Source organism: Euzebyales bacterium (genome assembly GCA_035461305.1).
Classification (GTDB): domain Bacteria; phylum Actinomycetota; class Nitriliruptoria; order Euzebyales; family JAHELV01; genus JAHELV01.
Genome location: DATHVN010000227.1, coordinates 1 through 23,475 on the forward strand (window position 1 = coordinate 1; position 23,475 = coordinate 23,475).

24 protein-coding genes are annotated in these 23,475 nt (G+C 70.4%); 6 read left to right on the plus strand and 18 right to left on the minus strand.

The window, feature by feature from the left end:
- Window positions 1–303 (plus strand): hypothetical protein (locus VK923_20565; GenBank protein ID HSJ47072.1); only part of this gene is annotated, 303 nt, incomplete at its 5' end.
- Between the two features lie 36 nt (window positions 304–339).
- Here the strand turns inward: VK923_20565 and VK923_20570 are convergent.
- The 5 genes from VK923_20570 to VK923_20590 are packed head-to-tail and all read right to left on the minus strand — an operon-like array spanning window position 340 to window position 4,102.
- Window positions 340–1,056, minus strand: coding sequence for a hypothetical protein (locus VK923_20570; GenBank protein HSJ47073.1), 717 nt, complete (start codon window positions 1,054–1,056; stop codon window positions 340–342).
- A 19-nt stretch (window positions 1,057–1,075) separates the two neighbouring features.
- Complete coding sequence (locus VK923_20575; GenBank protein ID HSJ47074.1) at window positions 1,076–2,581, minus strand: TrkH family potassium uptake protein; 1,506 nt, start codon at window positions 2,579–2,581, stop codon at window positions 1,076–1,078.
- 5 nt (window positions 2,582–2,586) lie between these two features.
- Window positions 2,587–2,748, minus strand: coding sequence for a hypothetical protein (locus VK923_20580; GenBank protein HSJ47075.1), 162 nt, complete (start codon window positions 2,746–2,748; stop codon window positions 2,587–2,589).
- A gap of 3 nt (window positions 2,749–2,751) precedes the next feature.
- Complete coding sequence (locus VK923_20585; protein ID HSJ47076.1) at window positions 2,752–3,429, minus strand: TrkA family potassium uptake protein; 678 nt, start codon at window positions 3,427–3,429, stop codon at window positions 2,752–2,754.
- A gap of 1 nt (window position 3,430) precedes the next feature.
- On the minus strand, window positions 3,431–4,102 hold the full coding sequence (locus VK923_20590; GenBank protein HSJ47077.1) for a TrkA family potassium uptake protein: 672 nt from the start codon (window positions 4,100–4,102) through the stop codon (window positions 3,431–3,433).
- 299 nt (window positions 4,103–4,401) lie between these two features.
- Between VK923_20590 and VK923_20595 the strand changes: the two genes are divergently transcribed.
- Window positions 4,402–5,388 carry a 4-hydroxy-3-methylbut-2-enyl diphosphate reductase gene (locus VK923_20595; protein HSJ47078.1) on the plus strand — a complete coding sequence of 329 codons (987 nt, stop codon included), beginning with the start codon at window positions 4,402–4,404 and terminating at the stop codon, window positions 5,386–5,388.
- Between the two features lie 572 nt (window positions 5,389–5,960).
- On the opposite strand, the gene VK923_20600 is transcribed toward VK923_20595, so the two are convergent.
- From VK923_20600 to VK923_20635, 8 genes are all read right to left on the minus strand, one after another.
- Entirely contained in the window at window positions 5,961–6,248 is a 288-nt protein-coding gene (locus VK923_20600; GenBank protein HSJ47079.1) for a 4a-hydroxytetrahydrobiopterin dehydratase, read from the minus strand.
- 20 nt (window positions 6,249–6,268) lie between these two features.
- Window positions 6,269–7,402 carry an HRDC domain-containing protein gene (locus VK923_20605; protein HSJ47080.1) on the minus strand — a complete coding sequence of 378 codons (1,134 nt, stop codon included), beginning with the start codon at window positions 7,400–7,402 and terminating at the stop codon, window positions 6,269–6,271.
- A 7-nt stretch (window positions 7,403–7,409) separates the two neighbouring features.
- Window positions 7,410–8,093 (minus strand): uracil phosphoribosyltransferase, encoded by a 684-nt coding sequence (gene upp, locus VK923_20610; protein ID HSJ47081.1) that lies wholly within the window; start codon window positions 8,091–8,093, stop codon window positions 7,410–7,412.
- 9 nt (window positions 8,094–8,102) lie between these two features.
- Window positions 8,103–9,647 carry a 4-coumarate--CoA ligase family protein gene (locus VK923_20615; GenBank protein ID HSJ47082.1) on the minus strand — a complete coding sequence of 515 codons (1,545 nt, stop codon included), beginning with the start codon at window positions 9,645–9,647 and terminating at the stop codon, window positions 8,103–8,105.
- 67 nt (window positions 9,648–9,714) lie between these two features.
- On the minus strand, window positions 9,715–10,959 hold the full coding sequence (locus tag VK923_20620; protein HSJ47083.1) for an ABC transporter permease: 1,245 nt from the start codon (window positions 10,957–10,959) through the stop codon (window positions 9,715–9,717).
- Window positions 10,956–12,218 (minus strand): ABC transporter permease, encoded by a 1,263-nt coding sequence (locus VK923_20625; protein ID HSJ47084.1) that lies wholly within the window; start codon window positions 12,216–12,218, stop codon window positions 10,956–10,958. Before VK923_20625 ends, VK923_20620 begins: the two co-directional genes overlap by 4 nt.
- Window positions 12,219–12,255: 37 nt before the next feature.
- A complete protein-coding gene (locus tag VK923_20630; protein HSJ47085.1) occupies window positions 12,256–13,791 on the minus strand; it encodes an ABC transporter ATP-binding protein in 1,536 nt (511 codons plus the stop codon).
- 78 nt (window positions 13,792–13,869) lie between these two features.
- Window positions 13,870–14,997 carry a BMP family ABC transporter substrate-binding protein gene (locus VK923_20635; protein HSJ47086.1) on the minus strand — a complete coding sequence of 376 codons (1,128 nt, stop codon included), beginning with the start codon at window positions 14,995–14,997 and terminating at the stop codon, window positions 13,870–13,872.
- 209 nt (window positions 14,998–15,206) lie between these two features.
- On the opposite strand from VK923_20635, the gene pyk reads away from it, so the two are divergent.
- Window positions 15,207–16,649: a pyruvate kinase gene (gene pyk, locus VK923_20640; protein ID HSJ47087.1), complete on the plus strand. Its 1,443-nt coding sequence runs from the start codon at window positions 15,207–15,209 to the stop codon at window positions 16,647–16,649.
- 152 nt (window positions 16,650–16,801) lie between these two features.
- Window positions 16,802–18,175 carry an FAD-dependent oxidoreductase gene (locus VK923_20645; protein ID HSJ47088.1) on the plus strand — a complete coding sequence of 458 codons (1,374 nt, stop codon included), beginning with the start codon at window positions 16,802–16,804 and terminating at the stop codon, window positions 18,173–18,175.
- Between the two features lie 133 nt (window positions 18,176–18,308).
- Here VK923_20645 and VK923_20650 read toward each other — a convergent pair whose 3' ends face one another.
- The gene (locus VK923_20650; GenBank protein HSJ47089.1) at window positions 18,309–18,749 is read right to left on the minus strand and encodes a hypothetical protein; all 441 of its coding nucleotides are present in this window, start codon (window positions 18,747–18,749) and stop codon (window positions 18,309–18,311) included.
- A complete protein-coding gene (locus VK923_20655) occupies window positions 18,746–19,930 on the minus strand; it encodes an SDR family NAD(P)-dependent oxidoreductase (GenBank protein ID HSJ47090.1) in 1,185 nt (394 codons plus the stop codon). Before VK923_20655 ends, VK923_20650 begins: the two co-directional genes overlap by 4 nt.
- Before the next feature lie 44 nt (window positions 19,931–19,974).
- On the opposite strand from VK923_20655, the gene VK923_20660 reads away from it, so the two are divergent.
- Window positions 19,975–20,748, plus strand: coding sequence for an inositol monophosphatase family protein (locus tag VK923_20660; protein ID HSJ47091.1), 774 nt, complete (start codon window positions 19,975–19,977; stop codon window positions 20,746–20,748).
- Between the two features lie 15 nt (window positions 20,749–20,763).
- On the opposite strand, the gene VK923_20665 is transcribed toward VK923_20660, so the two are convergent.
- Entirely contained in the window at window positions 20,764–20,925 is a 162-nt protein-coding gene (locus VK923_20665) for a hypothetical protein (GenBank protein ID HSJ47092.1), read from the minus strand.
- A gap of 235 nt (window positions 20,926–21,160) precedes the next feature.
- On the minus strand, window positions 21,161–21,430 hold the full coding sequence (locus tag VK923_20670; protein ID HSJ47093.1) for a hypothetical protein: 270 nt from the start codon (window positions 21,428–21,430) through the stop codon (window positions 21,161–21,163).
- A 135-nt stretch (window positions 21,431–21,565) separates the two neighbouring features.
- Here VK923_20670 and fdxA point away from each other — a divergent pair, with 135 nt between their 5' ends.
- A complete protein-coding gene (fdxA, locus tag VK923_20675) occupies window positions 21,566–21,889 on the plus strand; it encodes a ferredoxin (protein ID HSJ47094.1) in 324 nt (107 codons plus the stop codon).
- 14 nt (window positions 21,890–21,903) lie between these two features.
- Here fdxA and VK923_20680 read toward each other — a convergent pair whose 3' ends face one another.
- Complete coding sequence (locus VK923_20680) at window positions 21,904–23,055, minus strand: DNA recombination protein RmuC (protein HSJ47095.1); 1,152 nt, start codon at window positions 23,053–23,055, stop codon at window positions 21,904–21,906.
- Window positions 23,056–23,475 lie beyond the last annotated feature (420 nt).

Sequence of the window (23,475 nt, forward strand, 5' to 3'; positions counted from 1 at the left end):
TTCCCCGAGGTCCACGCGACCGACCCGAACGCCGGCGTAGCGGTCGACACGCACGTCAAGCGGCTGGCGCGGCGCTTCCGCTTCACCCGCAACGACGACCCGGTCAAGATCGAGCGCGACCTGATGCGCCTGCTGCCCCGCGCGCAGTGGGGGCCGGCGAGCCTGTGCATCATCCTGCACGGCCGCCGGGTGTGCGACGCCCGACGGCCGCGGTGCGGCGACTGCACGGTCGAGCCACTCTGCCCCTCGTCGCTGATCGCCGGCAGGCGCGACAAGGCGGGCCAGGCCATGGGTCTGGGCTGACCGCACATGCCGACCGGGGCAGCCGTGCCGGGTGGCTCAGCGGCGCGCGGCGACGACCCGCTCGGTTACGACGAGTGCCACCGCGACGATGACGGAGAACAGCGCCGCCCAGCGACGATCGGCCAGCGGGGGATCGCGGGAGGGCTCGCCGTCGGCCTTCAGCTGCGCGTCGTCGGCACGGATGACAGCGACCTCGCCGGTCTGATCCACCCGGTGGAAGGTCCCTCGCACCTCGAGCACGTCGCCCCGGGTCTGTGGCCCGCCGACGAACGAGATGAGGTCCACCGCTCGGTGCGGTAGGAGGACCCCCACGCCGGCATTGCCCCCGCGGTAGTCGCGGTGCGCGGGCAGTGGCCCCTGCAGCTCGGCGTACACGTCGTCGTTCAGCTGGGTCCAGACCCCCGCATCCCGTTCGAGGAGCGCGCCGACGACCTCACCCCGGTACACGATCTCGCGGCCGTCGTACGTCTCGGGGCAGTCGAAGAGGTTGTTGCTGCTCACGCGCACCGGTGTCGTGGGCCGCACGTCCGACACCCGTCGCTGGCCCTCGCGCGGCAGGGGGTCGGGGCACACCACCTCGTCGCGGGGGTCGGCCCCCACCAGCTGCGCCTCCGGGATGTCGCTGGACTGGGCGTGGGGGTGGCGCAGGACCTCGCCCGCGGTGATCACCGCGGCCAACAGCGCGGCCAGGCCCAGCGCGGCGATCGTGACCCTCCTCCGCGGGACGGGACGCCGTCCGATCGGCGTGCTCATGGGCGGGCCGCCGTCGATCTCATACCCGGCCCCGGACGATGGCGAGCAGGTAGCCGAGCAGGGTGAAGACCGCGATGAACTCCAGGCGGCCGATCACCATCTGGGCGGTGTAGACGACCTTCAGTGGCCACTCCAGGTCGGGGCGGACGAGGCCCACCGACAGGCCGCCCGACGACGCCGCCGCCGTGCTCTCGAACAGCGTCAGTTGCAGCTCGTAGCCGTAGAACAGGCCGAGCAGGCCGCCGGTGAAGTACAGGACGAGCCACAGAAGCAGGATGGTGGCAGCCGCCCGCACCTGGTTGTCGGTCAGCGTCTTGCGGCCGCTGGAGTGGAAGGTGGTCACCACGATCGCATCCTCGGGCAGCAGCACCTTCTGCACGTCGCGGATCACGCCTTTGAGGATCAGGCCGATCCGCATCGCCTTGATGCCGCCCGCGGTCGAGCCCGCCATCCCTCCGAACGCCATCGCGGTGACCAGCACGGCGGGCGCCAGCACACCCCAGTCGGTCACGTACAGCCGGCCGGGCACGGTCGCCAGGCCCGTGGTCGTGTGCGCGCTCACCACCTGGAAGAAGCCCTGGCGCATCATCACGCCGGGCTCGGTGAACGTGCCCGTCCGCGCGAGTCCCACGGCGAGGATCGCGAACATGATCAGCGTCGACGTCGCGATCGTCCGTGTCTCGATGTTGTACACGAGCTCGGACCGGCGTCCGAGCCACAGCTGGTAGTGCAGCGCGAAGCTGAAGGCGCCGGCGGTCATGATCGGCAGCAGCACGGCCTCGACGTAGACCGACCGGTAGAAGGCCACGCTCGACGACTGGGTGGCGAACCCGCCGGTGTCGAACGCCGCCATGAACAGGTTGGCGCCGTGGTACAGCGCGGTCGACGGCTGCAGCCCCGCACCGACCAGGGCGATCCACAGCAGCGTCGTGCCGATCAGCGCGTAGATCAGCGCCACCCGCCAGATGAACCGCGAGGTGCGGATCACGTTCGGCAGGATCTTCTCCTCACGGCCCTCACCCGTGTAGAGGTAACCGATGCGGCCGCCGGCGCTGGCCAGGATCGTCAGGACGACGACGACGATGCCCTGGCCGCCGATGAACTGCATCAGGTGGCGCCACAGGTTGACGCTGCGTGCCATGTGGTCCAGGTCGTTGGCGAGGGTCAGGCCGATGGTTGCGAAGCCGCTCATCGACTCGAAGTAGGCGTCGAGGTAGGACGCGTAGTGGCCCGACAGCAGCAGTGGGAGGCCGGCGAAGATCGGCGCCAGCAGCCACGACAGCGCAACGGTCGCCAGGCCGTGGCTGGTCGACATCGGCTCCCAAGTGTACAGAAGCAGCTCGGTCGTGCGCCCGACGGAGATCGCCAGCGCGGCGGCGAGGAGGAACGCGTAGAGCTCGTTGCGCTCGCCGAGCGCGACAGCCATGACCGCGGGGATCAGCATCGCCACGCCGACGCCGAACAGGACCTTGCCGGTGTAGAAGCCGATCAGGCTGAAGTCGCGACGATCCGGACGGAAGAGCATGGCGGTCAGTAGATCGACGTGACGACGAACGCGATGGCGGTGCACACCGCCGCAACGGCCACGGTCGCCAGGGCGACCGCGGCGATGCCCAGCGCGGCGCCGTGCAGCGGCGACCGGCGCCAGCGCTCCTGCAGCCGGTCGACGGACGGGAGGGACCAGTGCGCCACCGGCTACTCCCAGCCGTCGCTCAGGACGGCCGCCCGCAGCTCGTCCTCGAACTCCGGGGTCGTCAACGCGATCACCTGGTCGCCGGGCAGCAGCTTGGTGTCACCGCGCGGGATCACGACCTGTTCGACGCCGTCGACCATCCGGAAGATGCAGACGAGCACGGATTCGCGTGGCAGCGTGAGGTCGGCGACCGAGCGTGGCCGGTAGCGGCCCGCCGAAGGCAGGTCGATCTCGACCAGGTTCACCTTTCCGGCGCGCAGCGTGTACAGGTGGATCAGCTCGCCGACCGTCAGTTCCTCGCGGATCAGGCGCGAGATCAGCGAGGTGGTCGAGACCGCCTCGATGTTCATGCGGTCGAAGATCTCCTCGTTGTGCGGGGCGTTGACCCGGGCGATCGCGCGAGGCACCGAGAAGGACGCCAGGGCGAGCTGGCACGCGACGAAGTTGTCGTCGTCGTCGTGGGTCGTGGCGACGAACACATCGGCGCGTTCGAGCCGCGCCTGCTCGAGGTAACGGACCTCGCACGCGTCGCCGTGGATGACCAGCAGGTCGTGGTCGCGCAGCAGCTCCTCGCAGCGGTCCTCGATCAGCTCGATGATCGTCACCTCGTGGTGATCCGCGAGCAGGTCGACGGCGATGGACCGCCCCACCTTGCCGCCTCCGGCGATCACGATGTACATGTCAGACCCGTCTCGAGGTCGCGGGACTCGTCAGCAGGCCGCGGGCGCGCCGTCCGGTGCGCCCGCCGCGGATGGCGGCGACCAGCAGGTCGTCGTGGACGAGCCGATCCCGGCCGGCCGGGATGCGGGTGCGCCCGTCACGCTCGACGGCTGCGATCCGCAGGTCGCCTCGCGCCTGCATCTCGCTGACCGTGATGCCGTGGCCCTTCTCGGTGACCACGAGCTCGACGATGTCGACCTCGCCCTGCGTGAACCCCACGTGTGGCGGGAACGTGTCGATGTCGAGCTGCTTCATGATCGCCCTGGCCACCAGGCGGGTGCCCGACACGTAGGTCACGCCGATCTTGCGGTACGACTCCTCGCGCTGGGGGTTGAACAGCCGGGCGACCGTGACGCGGACGTCGAACAGCTCCCGCGCGATCTGCACGGCCATCAGGTTGGCGTTGTCGAGGTTCGTCACGGCCGCCAGCGCGTTGGCGTTGTCGATGCCGGCGCTCTGCAGCGTGTCCTTGTTGATGATGTTGCCGATCAGCGTCTCGCCGTTGAAGGCGCTGCCGATGCGGTCGAACGCCTCGGGATCCGCATCGATGACGACGACGTCGTGCCCCCCGCGCGCAAGCTGCTCCGCCAGTTGCGCACCGACCCGTCCGCATCCGCCGATGATCACATGCACACTGGCGTCTCCTGTCGTGTTCGACGCGGATGCGGTCGATGATCGGCTTCCGCGGCCCGGCCCGCAACGGGTGGCTGGACCTGCCGGCGGGTGCGGGGGCGACGGGTCGGTGGCCGTGTCAACGGAGCCCCGCGGAGCCTGTCCACCCACGCAGTATGCCACCATTCGGACCACGCGGGACCGCGGCAGAACAGGTCTCGCGTGGTACATGGGTGACTGGGTTCGCTGCACGGCTCGGCGCGGTGCTCCCCGCCGGTCCCCGGGCGTCAGGTCGGTGGCGCGGCGATAGGGTGGGGCGTGTGAGTGCAACCCATCCGTCGACGGACGCGCCTCCGCGCATGGTGCTGCTCGCGGCGCCACGCGGCTTCTGCGCGGGCGTCGACCGTGCCATCACAATCGTCGAGCTCGCCCTCGACGCGCACGGCCCCCCGGTGTACGTGCGCCATGCGATCGTCCACAACACGCACGTCGTCGCCGACCTCGAGGCGAAGGGCGCCGTGTTCGTGGAGGACGAGTCGGAGGTCCCCGAGGGGGCGCTGGTCGTGTTCAGCGCCCATGGCGTACCGCCGTCGGTGCGCGTGCGCAGCGCCGAGCGGGGCCTGCAGATGCTCGACGCTACCTGCCCGCTGGTGACCAAGGTCCACTACGAGGCGCGCGAGTACGCCGACCGCGGCTACGACATCGTCCTGATCGGTCACGCCGGCCATCAGGAGGTCATCGGCACGATGGGTCACGCGCCCGACGCGATCCACCTCGTCGAGACGTCCGAGGACGTCGCGGCGCTGGAGCTCGACGACCCCGACCGCGTCGCCTACATCTCCCAGACGACCCTGTCGGTCGACGACGCCAACCGGGTCATCGCCGCCCTGCGTCAGCGCTTCCCCAACGCACGGGGTCCTCGCGGGGATGACATCTGCTACGCGACCCAGAACCGTCAGGACGCGGTGCGCGTCCTCGCGGAGCGCGCAGACCTCGTGCTCGTCGTCGGATCAGACACGTCGTCGAACTCCAAGCGCATGGTCGAGGTCGCGCTCGAGCACGGCGCGCCCGAGGCGCGGCTGATCGACACTGCGTCCGCGCTCGACCCCGCCTGGCTCGACGGTGTCGACACCATCGGCCTGACGTCGGGTGCCAGCGCACCGGAGGTGCTCGTCGACGAGGTCATCCGCGCGCTGATGGCACAGCCACGCGGCGCGTCGGTTGAGGCGCTCGACGTCGTCGACGAGCAGATGCACTTCGCGCTGCCTGCGTCGCTGCGGCGACTGCAGCTCGCTGGCACGCAGTAGGGACCACGTCGGACCTACCGCACGCCCTGGTCGTACTCGTGCATCGCTCACGATCAGGCCCGCCGGATCCGTGAGGTAGCAGCCCCGGCCCACGCCGGGGACCGTGAACGGCGCAACCACGACCGTCCCTCCGTGGTCCTCGATGACTGGCTGCACGCGGTCCAGCAGTCCACCGTGATGACCGGCACCGTCCTCAGCGTGCCGTCGCATGCGGTGAGGATGCCGGCGTCGACGCCCGCGCCGTCTGCCGGCGCGACGACGTAGTCGGGGTCGGCGAACGGCTGGGGGTCCTACCCGAAGACATCGGCGAAGAAAGTCGCGGTGGTGGCCCGGTCCGCCGAGCAGCTCGACGTGGTCCACGTGCTGTGTCATGGGGATCCCTGTGCTGTCGTCATCGACCCGACCCGACGAGGCACCCCGGACCAGACCGGCCTCACGCAGGATGCGAAGGTGCCGCGAGGCGGCCGGCTGGCTGATCCTGAACGGCGCCAAGCTGGCCGGCCGTCGCGGGACCTGCCGTCAGGCGCGACACCGGCGTCGTCAGCGCTCCGGTGCCGACGCCCGGCCGAGGCTCAGACGGCGAGCCCGTCGACCTCCCGCGCCTGCGCGATGTCCGCCTGGGTGACGCCGCCCGCCGAGTGCGTGATGTAGGTCACGGTCACGGTGTCCCAGCTGATCGCGAGGTCGGGGTGGTGACCCACCTGCTCGGCGTGCTCGGCCAACCGGTTGACGAACGCGATGGACCCGGCGAAGTCGGCGAACTCGAAGGACTTCGAGATGCCGTCCTTCGCGGTGCCCTCCCAGCCGTGGAGGCGGTCGAGCTCGTGGTGCAGGGCGTCCGGGTTCAGCACGTCGACCATGTCAGGTGTCCTTCGTCCGGTCAGGATGTGGCCCCGGATGTTCCCGTTGCCGCGTCCCCCAATGCCTCGGCGAACTCGTCGGCGAGCAGCTCCCACTGCCACTGACGCAGGTCGAGGCCGGCGCGGAGCTCTTCGACCGTGGCCGGGCCGGAGGCGACGGCGCTCTCGAGCGCCCGGTTCGGGCACAGCACACCGGGGTCGAGCCCGAGCTCGGTGGCCACCCGGGAGCGACGTGCGCGCAGATCGTCGAGCAGGGCGCGGTCCTGCTCGTCGAAGCGTCGTGACCGCGGGCGTGCCGGCGGCGCGGGCGTGCCCTCGCGCATCGCCCGCAGCAGCTCGTCGCCGAACTTGCGCGCCGCCTGCCTGCGGACCCCGGCGCGACGCAGCTTCGCGACGTCGTCGACGGGGGTGCTGGCCAGGTCGAGCAGCACACGGTCGCTGACGATGCGGTTGGGAGCGGTGTCGGTGTCGCGCGCGAGCGTCTCGCGGGTGCGCCACAGGGCGTGCGCCCGCGTCTGGGCGTGTCGGTTGAGCCGGCCGACGCCGCGCAGCCGCGTCCACGCGCGACGCTCCTCCAGTGGCGGCTGGTCGCGGATGGCGTCGCGTTCCTGCTCGTACCAGGACAGCCGCCCGGCCTCGGCCAGGCGGTCGCGCAGCGTGCGCCACAGCCAGGGCAGGTCCGCGACGTCCGCGGCGGCGTACTCAAGCATCGCGTCGGTCAACGGGCGACGGGACCAGTCCGCGCGCTGCATGCGCTGCTTGTCGCCGTCGAAGCTGACGTCGAGGACCTGGTCGAGCAGGCTCTCGAGCCCGGTCGGCAGCCCCAGCATCGCCGCGGCAACAGCGGTGTCCTCGATGTCCTGGACGGTCACGCCGACGCTGGCCAGCGGAGCGACGTCGTTGTCCATCGCGTGGAGCACGACGGTCCGACCGCGCAGGAACGCGTCGAGCACCGACAGGTCGAGCGCGGCGAGCGGGTCGACGAGCACCACGACCCCGTCCGCACCGAGCTGGATCAGCGCAGGGCGACGCCAGTAGCGGTTGGCATCCGCCCGCTCGACGTCGACGCCGACGACCGTAGCGCCGGCCAGCTCGGCGAGCGCGGCCGCCAGCTCGTCCGGAGTCCCCGCGAACAGTCGCCTGTCGACTGGCATCGTCTGTTCAGGCTTCGCCGAAGGTGCCGAACAGCCGGTCACCGAAGTCGCCGAGGCCTGGAACGATGTAGCCGATGTCGTTGAGCCGTTCGTCGAGGCCGGCCGTCACGATCCGCAGGTCCGGGTGGTCGCCGGTCAGGCGGCTCACGCCCTCGGGCGCCGCGACCACGCAGACCAAGGTCAGGTTCGTCGCTCCACGCTCGCGGAGCAGCTTCGCGGCGAAGCTCGCCGACCCACCGGTCGCCAGCATCGGGTCGAGCAGCAGCACCGGGCGGTCGTCCAGCGGTGGGACCTTCAGGTAGTACGACGAGGGCTGCAGGGTCTCCTCGTCGCGTTCGAGCCCGATGTAGCCGACCTGGACGTCCGGCAGCAGCCCGGTGACGGCCGTCAGCAGGCCCAGGCCCGCCCGCAGGATCGGCACGGCGATGACGTTGCCATGGAGCGTGTCCACCTCGGCGTCGGCCAGCGGCGTGCGGACCGTGGTCGTCCGGGTCGGCAGGCTGCGCGTCGCCTCGAGCACCAGGACCGTCGCGAGGCGCTCGGTCAGGTACCGGAACCGCTCCGGTGGCGTCGACTCGTCGCGCAGGCCCGCCAGCAGGTGCCCCGCCAGTGGGTGGTCGACCACACGGAGCCGGCCATCCGGCACATCGGCCGTCGCCGTGCCGCCGCCCGTGGACTGCTCACCTGTCATCGCGTGCGCTCACTTCAGCCGTTCGGCCAGCTCGCGCCGCAGGATCTTGCCCGACGCCGACTTCGGGATCTGGTCGACGAACTCGACGCCCCGCAGCTTCTTGTAGGGCGCCACACGGTCCGCGACGTAGCTGAGCACGGCGTCCGGCTCGAGGTCGTCAGCCACCACGAACGCGATCGGGACCTCGCCAGCCTCCTCGTCCGGCCGCCCCAGCACGGCGACGTCGGAGATCCTCGGGTGCTCCAGCAGCAGGGCCTCCAGCTCGGCCGGTGGCACCTGGTAGCCCCTGTACTTGATGAGCTCCTTGACCCGGTCGACGATCGTGCAGTAGCCCTCGTCGTCGACGATCGCGACGTCGCCGGTGTACAGCCAGCCGTCGCGGTCGATCATGGCGTCCGTCGCCGCCTCGTTGTTCAGGTAGCCCTTCATGACCTGGGGACCGCGCACGCACAGCTCGCCGCGTCCACCCGGCTCGGCGTCCTGCTCGGTGTCCAGGTCGACGATCCGCGCCTCGGTGTTGGGCAGGAGGACGCCAACCGTGCCCGGCTTGTTCCGCTCCAGCGGGCTGACGTGGGTCACCGGACTGGTCTCGGTCAGGCCGTAGCCCTGCATGACCGTGCAGCCGAGGCGCGCGCCGGCCGCCTCGCTGAGCTCGGCGGAGAGTGGCGCCGCGCCCGACATCACGAACCGCAGCGACGACAGGTCGAACTGGTCGACCACCGGGTGCTTGGCGAGCGCCAGCACGATCGGAGGCACCGCGTAGCACTGCGTGACGCCGTGTTCCTGGTGCAGTCCGAGGAACTGCTCGAGGTCGAAGCGTGGCATCGTGACCACCGTCGCACCGTTGTGCAGCGCCAGGTTCATGATGACGGTCATGCCGTAGATGTGGAAGAAGGGCAGCACACCAATGACGACGTCGTCCTCCGACGTCTCCAGGAACGCCTCGGACTGCAAGACGTTCGCGACCAGGTTGCGGTGCGTCAGCATGACGCCCTTCGGCAACCCGGTGGTGCCGCTGGAGAACGGCAGCGCGACGAGGTGCTCGGCTGCATCGATCTGGACGTCCGGGGCGTTCGACGGGTCGATGAACAGCTCGGTGGCCGGTGTGAGTCCTGCTGCCTCGCCGAACGCGAAGACCTCCTCCACGCCGGCCTCGGACCCGGCGGCGGTCGCGGTCGCGGCGAACGGCGGCACGGTCAGCAGGAATCGGGCACCCGCGTCGGACAGCTGGCGCGCAAGCTCGTCGACCGTGGCCGTCGGGTTGACGGTGGTCACCGTGCCCCCGGCACGGGCGATGCCGTGGAACGCGATCGCGTACTCGGGCAGGTTCGGGCTGAAGATGCCCACGACCTCGCCCGGCTCCAGGCCCCTCGCAGCGAGGCCCGCCGCGAAGGCATCGACACGCTGTGCCAGCTCGCCGTACGTCACGGTCCGGCCCGACGGCCCGTCGATCAGGGCGGGCTTGTCGGCACGGCGCCCGGCGTCGGCCAGGATGAACGCGTGCAGCGGGACGTCGGGGATGTCGAGGTCGGACACGGGGCTGCGCAGTACCATCATCGGCTCCTTGTCTGGCGTCTGTCGGACCCTACGTCGAACCCCCATCCTGGCGAAGAGACCATGGTCATTCCTTCACATAGGGCTGTCCGTCGGCTGCGGGCGGACGCAGTCGGCCGACGAATCCTGCGACGACCACGATCGTCACGACATACGGCACCGTCAGCAGCAGCGTCGACGGCACGCCCACATCGAGGATGGTCAGGGAGGTTGCGACCTCACCCGCGAAGCCGAACACAAGTGCGGCGCCGAAGGCACCGTACGGCTGATAACGGCCGACCAGCATCGCCGCGAGCGCAATGAAGCCGAGCCCTGCGGACATCTCCGGACTGAACTGGCCTGCGGAATCGAGAGTGAACCACGCGCCCCCGACGCCTGCCAGTACGCCACCGAGGATCACGGCGCGGTAGCGGGTCGCGAGCACGTTGATGCCGACCGTGTCAGCCGCCCTCGGGTGCTCGCCGACCGAGCGGAGCCGGAGGCCCCAGCGGGTGCGGAACAGCGCCCAGTGCAGCAGGGGGACTGCGACGAGCATCAGATACACCGGTACGGTCTGCTGGAACAGCAACGGACCGACGATGGGGATGTTACTCAGCAGCGGGATGTCGAGGCGGCTGAAGCCCGCCGGCTGGTTCAGCTCGGGCGACGGCGCGAGCAGTTGCTGGTTGAGGAATGACGTCAGGCCGGTGGCGAACACGACGAGTACGACGCCCACGACGATCTGGTCAGCGCGGAACCGGATCGACAGTACGGCCAGGAGGCCGCCGATGACTGCCCCTGCCAGCAGACCGCCCAGCAAGCCGATGGCCGCGCTGGACGAGACGGAGCCGACCACCGCTGCGGTGAAGGCGGCGAACAGGAACTGGGCCTCGATCGCGATGTTGATGATGCCCGAGCGTTCGCACACCAGACCGCACAGTGCGCCGAGTGCCAATGGCACGGCGCCGCTGAGCGTGTTCTGGAACAACCCGAGCAGGGGCAGCGTCGCGTCGCGGGCCGCCCACGCAAGGAACGCCAGCGTGAACAGGGCGGCGCTGACGCCGATGGCCGTGGCGGCGCGCTTACCGAACCCCCGGATCAGCTGCACGGTGCCGAGCGCGGCGACGATCACCGCCAGCGCCCCGGCTGTCAGTCCGACAGGAACCTGGACAGCCTCGAGGAACGTCGATCCACGGCCGGCGAGGTCGAAGGTGGCGACCGCGCCGAGGCCCCCCGCCGAGAAGACGGCGCCCATGACCGCGGCGAAGACCAGCGAGACGATGCCGAAGCGGCGCTCGCGGCGCAGCTGCTCGGGTGTGCGGACCGTGCTCACGTCCCCCACCCCGACGCAACGTCGGTGCTGGTCACCGCGCCAGGCTTGATGCGGAAGATCGCCTGCACCAGGGCCGGTGCGGCGATGAACAAGACGATCAGCGCCTGAATGACGCTGACGAGATCCAGCGAGGTGCCGGTCTGTGCCTGCATCAGGCGTCCGCCGGCCTCCAGGGCGCCGAACAGCAGGCCGGCGGCCACTGTTCCACCGACGCCGCCGCGACCCAGCAGCGCGACGGTGATGCCGTCGAACCCGCGGCCGCCGCCGAGTCCGGCGCTGATTCGTCCGTCCACGCCCAGCACCTGCGACGCCCCACCCAGACCGGCGGCGATGCCGCCGACCGCCATGGCGATCGTGACCGTCGCTGCAACGCTCATGCCGGCCGAGCGGGCGGCGTCCGCGTTGAGCCCGACCGCCGTCAGCTCGAACCCGCGCGTCGAGCGCTCGAGCAGCCACCACAGCACCACCGCGGTGATGAGCGCGATGATGATGCCGGCATTGACGCGGCGGCCGGCGCCGGCGAGCCGGGGGAGTGTGGCCGAGTCGAGCATGCTCCTCGAGATGGGGTCGTCGCGCCCGATGGGCTGCACCGCGTCAAGCGAGAGGACGTACTCCAGCCCGAGGATTGCGATTCTGTTCAGCATGATGGTGGTGATCACCTCATGCGCGCCCGTGCGGGCCTTGAGCACACCGGGGATCCACCCCCACAGCGCGCCGCCGGCGACGCCCGCGAGGATCGCCAGCGGCAGGTGAGCTACGAGCGGCAGGCCGGTGAGTGCGAACCCGACGTAGCCGGCACACAGACCGCCCGCCAGGAACTGCCCTTCGCCACCGATGTTGAACAGGCCCGCGCGTAGCGGCACGGCGACGGCGAGGCCGGTGAGGATGAGGGGTGTGGCCGCCGTCACGGTCTCCGACAGCTGGTTGGGGCCACCCACGGCGCCCCGGACAAGGGCGACGTAGACGTCCCAGACATTGTCCTGGAGCGCCGCGAACGTGTCGCCGGGCCGGGCGAAGAAGTATCCCAGCGACGAGCGCACCTCGTCGCTGGCCAGCGCCAGGATGATCGCGCCGATGACGAGCGCCGAGAGCACGGCGAGAAGGGTTGTCATGACCGTCGTCGCCGACAGCGCGTCGGCGAACCGACGTCCGACCGACGCGCCGATGTCAACAGCTTGGCCGCGCTCCTCCTCACGCGCGGAGGCTTCCTCGCGCTCCGTGTCGGGATCGACGCTGCCGCCAGTCTCTGGTCGGCTCACCGTGGTCCCCTCGTGGGACCTGACACGGCGCGGCCCCTCACGCGGCATCCCCACGCTGCGCGTCGGTGACGGCGTCGCCACCGGCCATCAGCAGGCCGATGCGGTCCCTGTCGACCGGCGCATCGAATGGCCCGGACAGGCGCCCGCGGAACATCACGGCCACACGATCGGCCAGCGCCAGCACCTCGTCCAGCTCCGACGACACGATGATGACCGCCGTCCCCTCGTCCCGCTTGTCGACGATCCGGCGGTGGATGTACTCGATGGCGCCGACGTCCACGCCGCGCGTCGGCTGGGAGGCGACCAGGAGGTCGATGGGACGGTCGAACTCCCGAGCGACGACCGTCTTCTGCTGGTTCCCGCCCGATAGGGCGGAGGCCGCGGTGTGGATCGACGGCGTGCGGATGTCATACGCCTCGACGAGCCGGGCCGCGTGCTCCGCGATCCGATCGAACTGCAGGTTCGGTCCCTGCGCGAACGGTGCGGTGTCCCACATGTTGAGCATCAGGTTCTCGGCGATCGAGAAGGCGCCGACGAGCCCGGTGCGATTGCGGTCCTCCGGCACGTGGCCGACGCCGTGACGGATCACGTCCTTGCGGCTGCGGCCCAGGATCTCGCGCCCCGCGATCGTGACTGAGCCCTCGGTGTTCTCGTCGGCGAGCCCCGTGAGCGCCCGAACCAGCTCCGTCTGCCCGTTCCCCTCGACCCCGGCGATCGCCAGGATCTCCCCGGCTCGGACGTCCAGATCCACGTCGTCGACGACCGGTGCGCCACGACTGTCCCGCACGGTCAGACCGTTGACCGACAGCATGACATCACCAGCCGACGCGGCGGCTCGCGAGACGACCAGCTCGACCGGTCTGCCGACCATGAGCTCCGCCAGTTCGGCGTCGTCGGCGGTCTCCGGGTCGACCGTGCCGACGATCCTGCCGCGGCGCAGCACACTGATGCGATCGACCAGATCGCGGTGCTCACGGAGCTTGTGCGAGATGAAGATGACAGACCGGCCCGTGGCCGCGAGCCCTCGCACGGCCTCGAACAGATCGGTCGTCTCCTGCGGTGTGAGGACGGCGGTCGGCTCGTCGAGGATCAGCAGGCGCGCTTCGCGGTGCAGAGCTTTGAGGATCTCGACGCGCTGCTGCACGCCGACGGGCAGCTCCTCGACGACCGCATCGGGGTCGACTGGTAGACCGAACTCCTCGCAGAGGTGCCGGACGGCGTCGGCGGCGCGCCTCCGGTCGAGCCTGCTCAGTGGGCCTGTCGGTTCGACGCCGAGCGTGATGTTCTCCGCGACGGTGAACACGGGCACGAGCATGAAGTGCTGGTGCACCATGCCGATACCTGCGGCGATGGCGTCACCTGGGCCTGCGAACGAGACCCTGGTCCCGTCGACGATGATCTCGCCCTCGTCGGCCTCGTACAACCCGTAGAGCACGTTCATCAACGTCGACTTGCCGGCGCCATTCTCACCGAGCAGGCCGTGGATCTCGCCCGGCTCCACGGTCAGGTCCACGTGGTCGTTTGCGACGACGCCCGGGAACCGCTTGGTGATGCCGCGGAGCTCCAGTCTCACCGTGCTCTCCCGCCAGCCACGCGAGGCGGGAGCGGAACACGTCGTGGCGCGCCGCTCCCCCACGACCTCACCGTCGTGTCAGCCTTCGTAGTCGTCCGGCGACACGGAGATGTCACCGGCGATGATGCCCTCACGCAGTTCGTCGATCTCGGACTTCAGCTCCTCGGGCACCTCGGTGTCGAAGTCGTGGTACGGCGCGATGGCGACACCCTCGTTCTCGAGGGTGCCGACGTACTTGCCGCCCTCGAAACTGTCGTTGACGGCCGCCTCGATGCTGTCGAACACCGCAACGTCCATGTTCTTCATGACCGAGGTCAACATGAGCGACGAGAACTGGGGCGCGGACTCGTAGCCATCGGTGTCGACCCAGATCAGGCTGCCCTCGCCGGCGTCCTCGAGTGCGGCCGCCGTACCGAGACCGACCGGGCCGGCGACGGGCATGATGATGTCCGCGTCGCGCTGCAGCAGCTGCTCGGTCAGCTGGCGGCCGTCCTCCTGGCTCTCGAAGTTGCCGGTGAACAGGCCGTCAGACCCGTCCCAGCCGATGACCTGGACGTCGGTGCCCTTCTCCGCGTTGTGGTGGCGCACGCCGGCCAGGAACCCGTTCATGAAGATCGTCACCGTCGGGATGTTCAGGCCGCCGTAGGTTCCGACGGTTCCCGTCTCGGTCATGCCAGCGGCGAGGTAGCCGGCGAGGAACGCAGCCTGGTCCGTTGCGAACGTCAGCTCACGCACGTTGTCGATCGTGACATCCTCGGTCGCCTCGGCGTCGAAGAAGTCAAAGTCGACGATCGCGAACGGCGTGTCGGGGTTTGCTTCTGCAGCGGCCTGTGTCGCCTCACCGAGCAGGAAGCCGACGGTCACGATCAGGTCGCAGCCCTGCTCGATGAACGTGTTGATGTTGGGTTCGAAGTCGGCGTCGGATTCGGACTCGAGCACACTGATGTCGACGCCGAGCTCCGTCTCGGCGTCCTGCAGGCCCTTGTAGGCCGTCTGGTTGAAGGACCGGTCGTCGATGCCCCCGGTGTCGGTGACCTGGCATGCCGAGAAGTCGGTGGCCTGCGCAGCGGCGCCCCCCTCAGTACCCTCGCTTGCGGTCGCGGCCTCGCTGTCGCCCCCCGCGGTCTCCTCGGCGGGCGCCTCGCCGCACGCCACGAGCAGCAGTGCGAGCGTCAGGAGCGCCGCCAGAAGTCTCACTACCCGCATTGGTGTCCCTTTCCATCCTCTGATGACGCCGAGCAGATCACCTGCGCAAGGGATGCGTCGCAGGCGCGTGATTCGACCGTCCGGGCGTGTGGGTTCGCGATCCGCTGGGCAGACCAAGCCTGACCGCGTGCAGTCATCGTACTCTAGGCGTCGTAGGACGATCGGCGCAATCGCGGCGGGTCAGCGCATGAAAGGACGGCTGTCACACCGTGCGGAAGACCAAGATCGTCGCCACCCTCGGACCCGCCCTCGACGACCGCGACAAGCTGCGCGCCGCGCTCGAGGCGGGCATCGACGTCGTGCGCCTCAACTTCAGCCACGGCGACCACGACACCCACGCCCGGCGCCTCCGCGACGTCCGCGAGCTGTCCACGCGCCTGGAGCGCAACATCGGCGCCCTGGCCGACCTGCAGGGACCCAAGATCCGCCTCGGCAGCCTGCCCGACGGTGGGATCGACCTCGAGGACGGCAGCGAGGTCATCCTGTTGCCCGGCGTCGAGCAGCTCGACGAGTACAGCAGCAACGGCCAGGTCGTGCTGCCCGTCGTGTACGAGGCGCTCGGCGAGGACTGCGAGCCCGGCTCGATGATCCTGATCGACGACGGGTCCATCCGCCTGGTCGTCTCGCGCGCGACCCACGACGAGGTGGTCGCGCGCGTGGTCGCGGGCAACACGGCGAAGAGCCGCAAGGGCGTCAACCTGCCGGGCGTGAGGGTCTCCGCCCCCAGCCTGACCGACAAGGACGAGGAGGACCTGAAGTTCGCCGTCGACCTCGGCTGCGACTGGATGGCCCTGTCGTTCGTCCGTCGCCCTGAAGACGTCGAGATGGCGCGCGAGCAGGTCCACCGCCACGGGGGCGAGGCGCCGCTGGTGTCCAAGCTGGAGCGACCGGAGGCTATCGAGAACCTCGAGGCCATCGTCGCCGCGAGCGACGCGGTGATGGTCGCGCGTGGTGATCTGGGCGTGGAGATCGGCCCGGAGCGCGTGCCGGCCATCCAGAAGCAGATCATCGGGCAGGCCAACATGCACGCCAAGCCGGTCGTGACCGCGACCGAGATGCTCGACAGCATGATCAACTCGCCGCGGCCGACGCGTGCGGAGGCCAGCGACATCGCCAACGCGATCTTCGACGGCACCGACGCGGTGATGCTGTCCGGCGAGACCGCGGCCGGCAAGTACCCAGTCGAGGCCGTGCGCACCATGGCACGGATCTGCGAGGTGGCCGAGACGTCGCCGCACCTGGTCGGCGACATCGAGCACGCGCCCGCCGCCGCCGACGACATCGGCAACGTCGTGGCACGCGCCGCCGTGACCGTCGCGCGGGACGTCGAGGCCAGCGCGCTGGCCGTCTACTCGATCACGGGCGCATCGATCCAGCTCGTCAGCAAGTTCCGGCCGCCGGTCCGCCTGGTCGGGCTGACGCCAATGGAGACCGCCCGCCGACGGACCGCGCTGATGTGGGGCGCCGAGGCGCTGCTCGTGCCGATGAAGGGCGAGAGCGGTGACCTGATACACGCGGCCGAGCGCGTGCTCGTCGACGCTGGGATCGCAGCGCACGACGACCGCGTGGTGATCGTGTCGGGGACAGCCGGCAGCTCGGGTGGCACGAACCGCATCTACGTCCACCGCATCGGCACCCCGTTGCAGCGCTGAGGGCTCAGGTTGGCAGCCCCGCACGTGGCGTGTCCCCGGAGCTTCGACCGACCCACGACGTGCGCGGCCACCAACCCTCGCCGGCGGAAAGCATCCGACATCGTTGACCGGCGCCTGCAGTGTGCTGGTGTCAGTGCCTGGAGGTGGGCGGCATGAGGCTTGTGGTCGTCGGGGGGGATGCCGCCGGGATGACCGCCGCGAGTCTGGTCGATCGGAGGCGTGACGACGTCGAGATCGTCGTCATCGAGCGAGGTCCCTACACGTCCTACTCGATGTGCGGCATCCCGTACCACGTCGCCGGGCTGATCGACGACGCGGACGACCTGGTGTCACGCGCGCCCGAGGAGTTCCGGGAACGCGGCATGATCGTCCGCACGCGGACCGAGGCCGTCGCGATCGACGCCGACGCCCGGACGGTCACGGTCCGGGACCTGGACACCGGCGACGCGCACGATGAGCCGTACGACGCGCTGCTGTACACCACGGGCGCACACCCGGTCGTGCCCGACATCCCCGGCCTCGCCGAGCACGGCTACGTGGTGCACACCCTCGACGAGGGCGAGCGGCTGCGGCGCGCGCTGGACGGCCGCAGCGACGTGCGGACCGTCGCGATCGTCGGCGCCGGCTACATCGGCATCGAGATCGCCGAAGCGCTCGTCGACCGCGACATCGACGTCCACCTGATCGACCGCAGCCCGCACGTGATGCGCACGATGGACGCCGACATGGCTGAGCGGCTCGAACAGATCATGGCCGACTTCGGGATCCGGCTGCACCTGGGGGAGAACCTGACCAAGGTGGAAACCGACGGTGAGCGCTGCCGCGCAGTCGTCACCGACGCGGGTCGCTACGAGGTCGACCTGGTCGTCCTCGCGATGGGTGGCAGGCCCAACGTGGCGCTGGCGGTCGACGCCGGCTGCAAGGTCGGCCCGTCGGGCGCCCTCGTCGTCGACGGACGCATGCGCACGACTGTCGAGGGCGTGTGGGCGGCCGGGGACGTCGTCGAGTCGCGCGACCTGGTCGCCGGCAGGCGGGTCAACGTGCAGCTGGGCACCCACGCCAACAAGCAGGGCAAGGTGGCAGGCATCGACATCGCTGCACACCCCGGTGACGGCGACGCGGTCTTCCCGGGCGTCGTCGGCACCGCGGTCACGAAGCTGTGCGAGTGGGAAGTCGCGCGGGTCGGCCTGACCGAGCGGGAGGCGCGGGAGGAGGGCATCGACCACGCCGCCGTCAGCTTCACCGGCACCGCGACCGCCGGCTACATGCCCGACCCGGGCGTGGTGCACGTCAAGATGCTGGCCGAGCGTGCGAGCGGACGCGTGCTGGGCGCCCAGCTGCTGGGCACCGGCAACGTCGCCAAGCGCATCGACGTCGCGGCGGTCTGGTGCCAGCTCGGCGTGCGTGTCCAGGACGCGCAGTTCCTCGACCTATCCTACGCGCCGCCGTTCGGTGGCGTCTGGGACCTCATGCTCGTCGCCGCCCGCAAACTGACCCGCGCACTCGACCTGTCCCCTCAGCTGTGACCGCTCCGCGTGGCAGCTCGTACCGGGTGGCCGGGTGCTGTGTGCCACACTGGCGGTCGTGTGGCAGCTCGTGCCGGGTGGCCGGTGCTGTGTGGCCACCGTGGCGGTCGTGTGGCGGCAGGTACCGGTCGGGTCAGTCCGACAGCGCAACCCGGACGTCGTTGACGAAGCCGTCCCAGTCGGCGTCAGGCCGGTACCAGCCGATGCGCAGGCAGTTCCAGGCAGCCTGCCGGTAGGCCTGGTCCTTGCGGTGGTCGAGGTCGAGCCCGCGCTGTGTGCCGTGGAACCCGAGCGAGTCGCACTCGATGCACACCCTCGCCGACGCGAAGGTGATGTCGGGATGCAGCACCCGGCCTGACGGCGTCGACACCTCGACGGGGTGCAGGTCGGGCATCAGCCCCGCGATCAGCAGCCGGCGGTGGAGCACGTCGGACAACGCCGAGTCGACTCCGCGACCGTCGACATCGCGGGCGGCGGCAACCAGCCGCGACGCACCGGGGATCCGAGGGTGCAGTAGTGCCCGGGCGGCGACGTTCGCGGGCTCGGCGATCCGTCGTAGCCGGGCGTCGATCAACAGTATCCGCAGCCGCTCGCGCGCGTCGGGGCGACCGGCGTCGACGAAGCACCGCTCAGGTGACGCGACTGAGAGACCGCCACCGCCGCGCGATCCTCCTCGAGCAAGGTCCGGGACCGGATCGTCCGGACCGCGTGCAGGTGTCGTCGGCTCGTCGCCCACGGGACCACGAGCGAGACGAACGGCGGCGGACGGGTCATGACGTCGTGCAGGTACGGCCCTGACCAGCCCGTCGCCAGTGCCCCGTCTGCGGCCGCGGCGAGCGCTGCGCCGACGCGGACGGTGGACGACGTCGGGTCCGTGCCGGGGATCAGCAGCACGCCGCGGTGGGGGCGCAGCCACCGCTCGCGGCACACGCGGTCATCGAACGTGCTAGCGGCGATGCCGAGTCCGAGCGCCTGCCGTCGCGCGACAGCACCGCACTGTCCGACGGCCAGTGTGAACAGCCAAGCCCAGGGATCCATTGCGCAGCGTGTCGGACGCAGCCGTCGTCGGGATCGTCGCTCGGTGCACGGCTGTGGATGTTCGCTCCGTGTGGCAGCTGGTGCCGGGTGGCCGGTGCTGTGTGCCACGGTGGCGGTTGCGTGGCAGCTGGTGCCGGGTGGCCGGTGCTGTGTGCCACGGTGGCGGTGCAGCTCCGCCCGGATGGCCTGGGCCATGCCGGTGACCGCCCACTTGGTCGCCGAGTACAGCGATCCGTCGATCGTGACCCGCCCCGCAACTGAGCCCATCAGGACGAGGTGGCCGGAGCTGTCGACGAGGTGCGGCAGCGCCGCACGCGCCGTGAGGGCGACGCCGTAGACATTGGTCAGGATCATGCCGCGCCACGCGAGCGGATCGGCGTCTGGGTCGAGGAAGCCGCGGCTCGTGCCGCCACCGGCGTTGGCGACGGCCACATCGAGGCGTCCGAACCTGTCGATCGCCACGTCGACGGCACGCTGCTGGTCACCGGGCTCGGTGACGTCGCCGGGGATGCCGACCGCGCGGCCGGTGCCCAGCTCGTCCGCCGGCGCCGTCAGGCGAGCCACCGAGCGCGCCTGTAACACGACCCGGTGGCCGTCGGGGACGAACGCGCGCGCCAGCGCCGCGCCGATGCCGCTGGAGCACCTGCGATGAGGGCCACCCTGCCCGCTCCCGTCATCCGCCGGTCCTTCCGCCGTCGGCGAGGTGACCGCGACGATATCCGGGCGCGCTCACCACCCCGTCGCGGCTAGCATCCTTGCGGATGCCGCCACCTGTCGAGACCGATCTGCTCGAGGCCGCCGAGACGGTGGCCCTCGAGGCGGCGGAGCTGACCCTGCGCTGGTTCCGCAGCGACGAGCTTGAACTGGCGCGCAAGGACGACGGCAGTCCGGTCACGGCTGCCGACCGCGCGGCCGAGGACCACATCCGTGCCCGTCTGGGTGCGCTCTTCCCCGACGACGCGATCATCGGGGAGGAGCGACCCGCCATCACGGGCACGTCGGGCCGGCGATGGATCATCGACCCGATCGACGGTACCGAGTCCTTCGTGCGGGGCGTGCCGCTGTACAGCTCGCTACTGGCCATGGTCGACGAGCACGGGCCGGCGATCGGCACGGTGCTCGTCCCCGCGCTCGGCCAGGGCGCCGTCGCAGGACGGGGACACGGCTGCCGCTGGGAGGGTGCGCCGCTGCGGGTCAGCGACACCGACGACCTGGACGGTGCCTGCCTGTCGACCAGCTCCTTCGATCGGCCGTGGTGGCCCGACGACGCGTTGCTGGCGGTGTCGGGTCGCGACGGCCTGCGCACCCGCGCCTGGGGCGACGGGTACGGCTACCTGCTCGTCGCGATGGGCCGCATCGAGGCGATGACCGATCCGGACCTGCACGAGTGGGACATCGCACCCATGCTGACCGTCATCCCGGAGGCCGGTGGGCGTATCACACAGTGGGACGGATCGACCCGGCTGGCCGCTGGGCCGTGGCTGGCCTCGAACGGCCGGGTCCATGACGAGCTGCTGGCGCTGCTGCGCGGCTGAACCGCCGGATCGGGCTCAGGTGCCGGCGAGGAGGTCCGATCCCCGGACCGTGAGGCGGACGAGCACGCGACGGCGTTCATGGCGGAGCGGGGCGCGCCCGACGAGCCCCTTGGCCTCCAGTCCGTCGATCAGCCCGCAGACCGACGGGCGGGTCACCGACAGCAGGGCCGCGGTCACGCAGGCTGGACGCCTTCGCGTCGGCCGTGGCGAGCTCAGCGAGAACGGCGAAGGCGCTGAGTGACAGTCCGATCGCCCGCAACTGCCGTTCCCCGCCGGGCGCTCACGCGGGCCGCGGCCCTGCAGCAGCCGATCGAGAACGTCCGTCGAGTCATCGTGGTCCATATCGTGCGGCGCGTCGTCGGCCTTCGGCGACACTTCCATCGGTGGCGTCCCGCCGCGGCGTGGGACGAGTCTACGGATTCGGTCGATTCGGCCGGTCCGAGCGCGGCTTGCGAGCGCGGACGGGCGCGGTCGGCACGACCCGGCCGGCGACCAGGTCGCCCTGCACGACCGAGCGCATGGTGCCGTCGCGACGCTCGATGGTCAGCACGCCGTCGTCCCACGCGCGCAGCACGCCGACGACGTCGGTTACGGACGCCTCGGGTCCGTGATAGCGGGTCCGCACGGTGATTCGGGAACCGACGTCGGCGGGGGAGATCCGCACCGCCAGTCGCGCACGCATCGATGCCATGGCCCCATTGTGGCGCACGGCGTGCGGGAAACTCGTCGACAGCCGCTAGGGTGGAGACGCAACGATCGTGATGCCGTCCGCGAGCGCGCGGATCAATGGCCGATGGCTGAAGGAGCACCCCCACCTATGGTGTACGTGATCGCCGAACCGTGCATCGACGTCAAGGACCGCGCCTGCGTCGAAGAGTGCCCCGTCGACTGCATCTACGAAGGCGAGCGGATGCTGTACATCCAGCCGGACGAGTGCATCGACTGTGCCGCCTGCGAGCCGGTCTGTCCCGTCGAGGCCATTGCCTATGAGGACGACCTCCCCGAGATGTGGGCCGAGTTCACGGCCATCAACCGGGAGTTCTTCGAGGATTCGGTGACCGGGCTGGGCGCGCCGGGCGGCGCGGCCGTCGTTGGTGTCCAGGCGACCGATCACCCCAAGGTGGCCAACTGGAGCTTCTGACCCCCTGACCACGCTCACGGTCCCGTGCTGACGGCCCGCAGCCCAGGCTGCGCGGCGAGCGGCGCGGGATCCTCACGTTCTGCGCGCAGCTCCTCGAGCTTGTCCAGCGGACGCTCGAGCTGGCGGCGGCGGGTGGTGCACAGCGCATCGTAGGTCTTCTGGGACCGTGACAGGTGGGTGCCGAGCTTGTCGAGCTCGTCACCGAACTTCTCCCACTGCCGACGGAAGTCCGCGAGCAGCGACAGGATCTGGTCGGACGTGCGCTCGAGCTGGAAGTTGTCGACCGACTGGCGCACGACCGCCAGGACCGCGAACAGCGTCAGCGGCGAGCACAGGACGATTCGGCGCCGCAGCGCCTCGTCGACCAGGCCGCGGTCGTGCTTCTGGAGGAAGCCGAACAGCGCCTCGTTCGGGATGAACAGCAGCACGCAGTCGACGGCCGCGTCCCCCTCGCGGTAGCCGCGGTCAGCGAGTTCGCGGACGCGGTCCCGCGCGTCGCGCAGGAACCCCTTGCGGTGGCGCTCGCTGTCCGTGTCGTTGTCGGCGTTGAGGTAGCGCAGGTAGTTGTCGAGCGGGAACTTGACGTCCATGTGCAGCTCGAGGCCGCGGGGCAGCAGAAACGTGAAGTCAGGTACGCCGCCGCCGGCGAGCCGGCGCTGCCTGCAGTAGTTGACGCCCTCGAGGAACCCGGCGAGCTGCAGGACGTCCTCGGCCATCCGCTCGCCCCACTGACCGCGTGCCTGGCTCGACGACAGCGCCTGCCGCAGGTCATGGGCGGTCTCGCTGAGCACACGCGTCTGCCGGCCTGTCTCGGCGAGCTGCTCGGCCAGTGAGCCGAACTGCTGGGCGCGACTGGTCTCGAGCTGGCGCACCAGCGACGTCATCCGGTCGAGCTCGCCGCGCATCTGCTGCAGCTGCAGGCCGATGCGCGACTCTGTCCCCTCGAGCCGCTGCGCGTCCTGTCCGCGAACCGCTCCGATCTGCTGCTGCGCCAGGGACACGACGGTGTCGACCGTGGTGTTCAGCTGCGTCTCACGGTCCGCCTGCAGGCGGCGCTCCAGCTCGGCCGATGCCTCCGCCAGGTGCCGGCGCTGCTGCGCGAGGCCGAACCAGACGACGGCGAACGTGCCGGCGACCGCCACGACCACGGCGACGATGGTGACCACGACTCAACGCTCCTCGGATCGCCTGTAGGCGAACAAACGTACGACGCGGACGGTCCTGGACGATGGAACCGCTGTCAGGTGGGCGTCAGCGCGGGGTCGCCTGGATCACCCTGTTGGGGTCGTAGTGGCGGGTGGTGGGGTCGAACCGGCCGGTCGCATGTGATCAGGGTGAGGGCCGCGTCGCCGCTGCGGGCGAACAGTCGGTGGACCGGCTGTCGTCCTTGGCGTAGCGGCGGCGCCCGACGACGTCGAACGTCAGCGTCCGGCCATCGTCGTGGTCGACGCGCACGGCGTCGCCGCCCGAGGCTGTTCGTCGACGGCCGAGCCGATCAGGTACAGCGCGACGACCGCGTTCGGATCGGCGCTGAACCGGGCCGGTGGGACGAGTCACTCGTCGGGCGCTGCGTCGACGGTGGGTCA

What these genes read in the sequence shown, in the direction of transcription:
- VK923_20670 (HSJ47093.1), bottom strand. Translation starts at nt 21,430, where the DNA reads ATGCGTGCGCGACTGGCGGTGCGGATCTCCCCCGCCGACGTCGGTTCC.
- VK923_20575 (HSJ47074.1), bottom strand. Translation starts at nt 2,581, where the DNA reads ATGCTCTTCCGTCCGGATCGTCGCGACTTCAGCCTGATCGGCTTCTAC.
- VK923_20600 (HSJ47079.1), bottom strand. Translation starts at nt 6,248, where the DNA reads ATGGTCGACGTGCTGAACCCGGACGCCCTGCACCACGAGCTCGACCGC.
- VK923_20615 (HSJ47082.1), bottom strand. Translation starts at nt 9,647, where the DNA reads ATGGTACTGCGCAGCCCCGTGTCCGACCTCGACATCCCCGACGTCCCG.
- fdxA (HSJ47094.1), top strand. Translation starts at nt 21,566, where the DNA reads ATGGTGTACGTGATCGCCGAACCGTGCATCGACGTCAAGGACCGCGCC.
- VK923_20585 (HSJ47076.1), bottom strand. Translation starts at nt 3,429, where the DNA reads ATGTACATCGTGATCGCCGGAGGCGGCAAGGTGGGGCGGTCCATCGCC.
- upp (HSJ47081.1), bottom strand. Translation starts at nt 8,093, where the DNA reads ATGACAGGTGAGCAGTCCACGGGCGGCGGCACGGCGACGGCCGATGTG.
- VK923_20570 (HSJ47073.1), bottom strand. Translation starts at nt 1,056, where the DNA reads ATGAGCACGCCGATCGGACGGCGTCCCGTCCCGCGGAGGAGGGTCACG.
- VK923_20635 (HSJ47086.1), bottom strand. Translation starts at nt 14,997, where the DNA reads ATGCGGGTAGTGAGACTTCTGGCGGCGCTCCTGACGCTCGCACTGCTG.
- VK923_20645 (HSJ47088.1), top strand. Translation starts at nt 16,802, where the DNA reads ATGAGGCTTGTGGTCGTCGGGGGGGATGCCGCCGGGATGACCGCCGCG.
- VK923_20660 (HSJ47091.1), top strand. Translation starts at nt 19,975, where the DNA reads ATGCCGCCACCTGTCGAGACCGATCTGCTCGAGGCCGCCGAGACGGTG.
- VK923_20605 (HSJ47080.1), bottom strand. Translation starts at nt 7,402, where the DNA reads ATGCCAGTCGACAGGCGACTGTTCGCGGGGACTCCGGACGAGCTGGCG.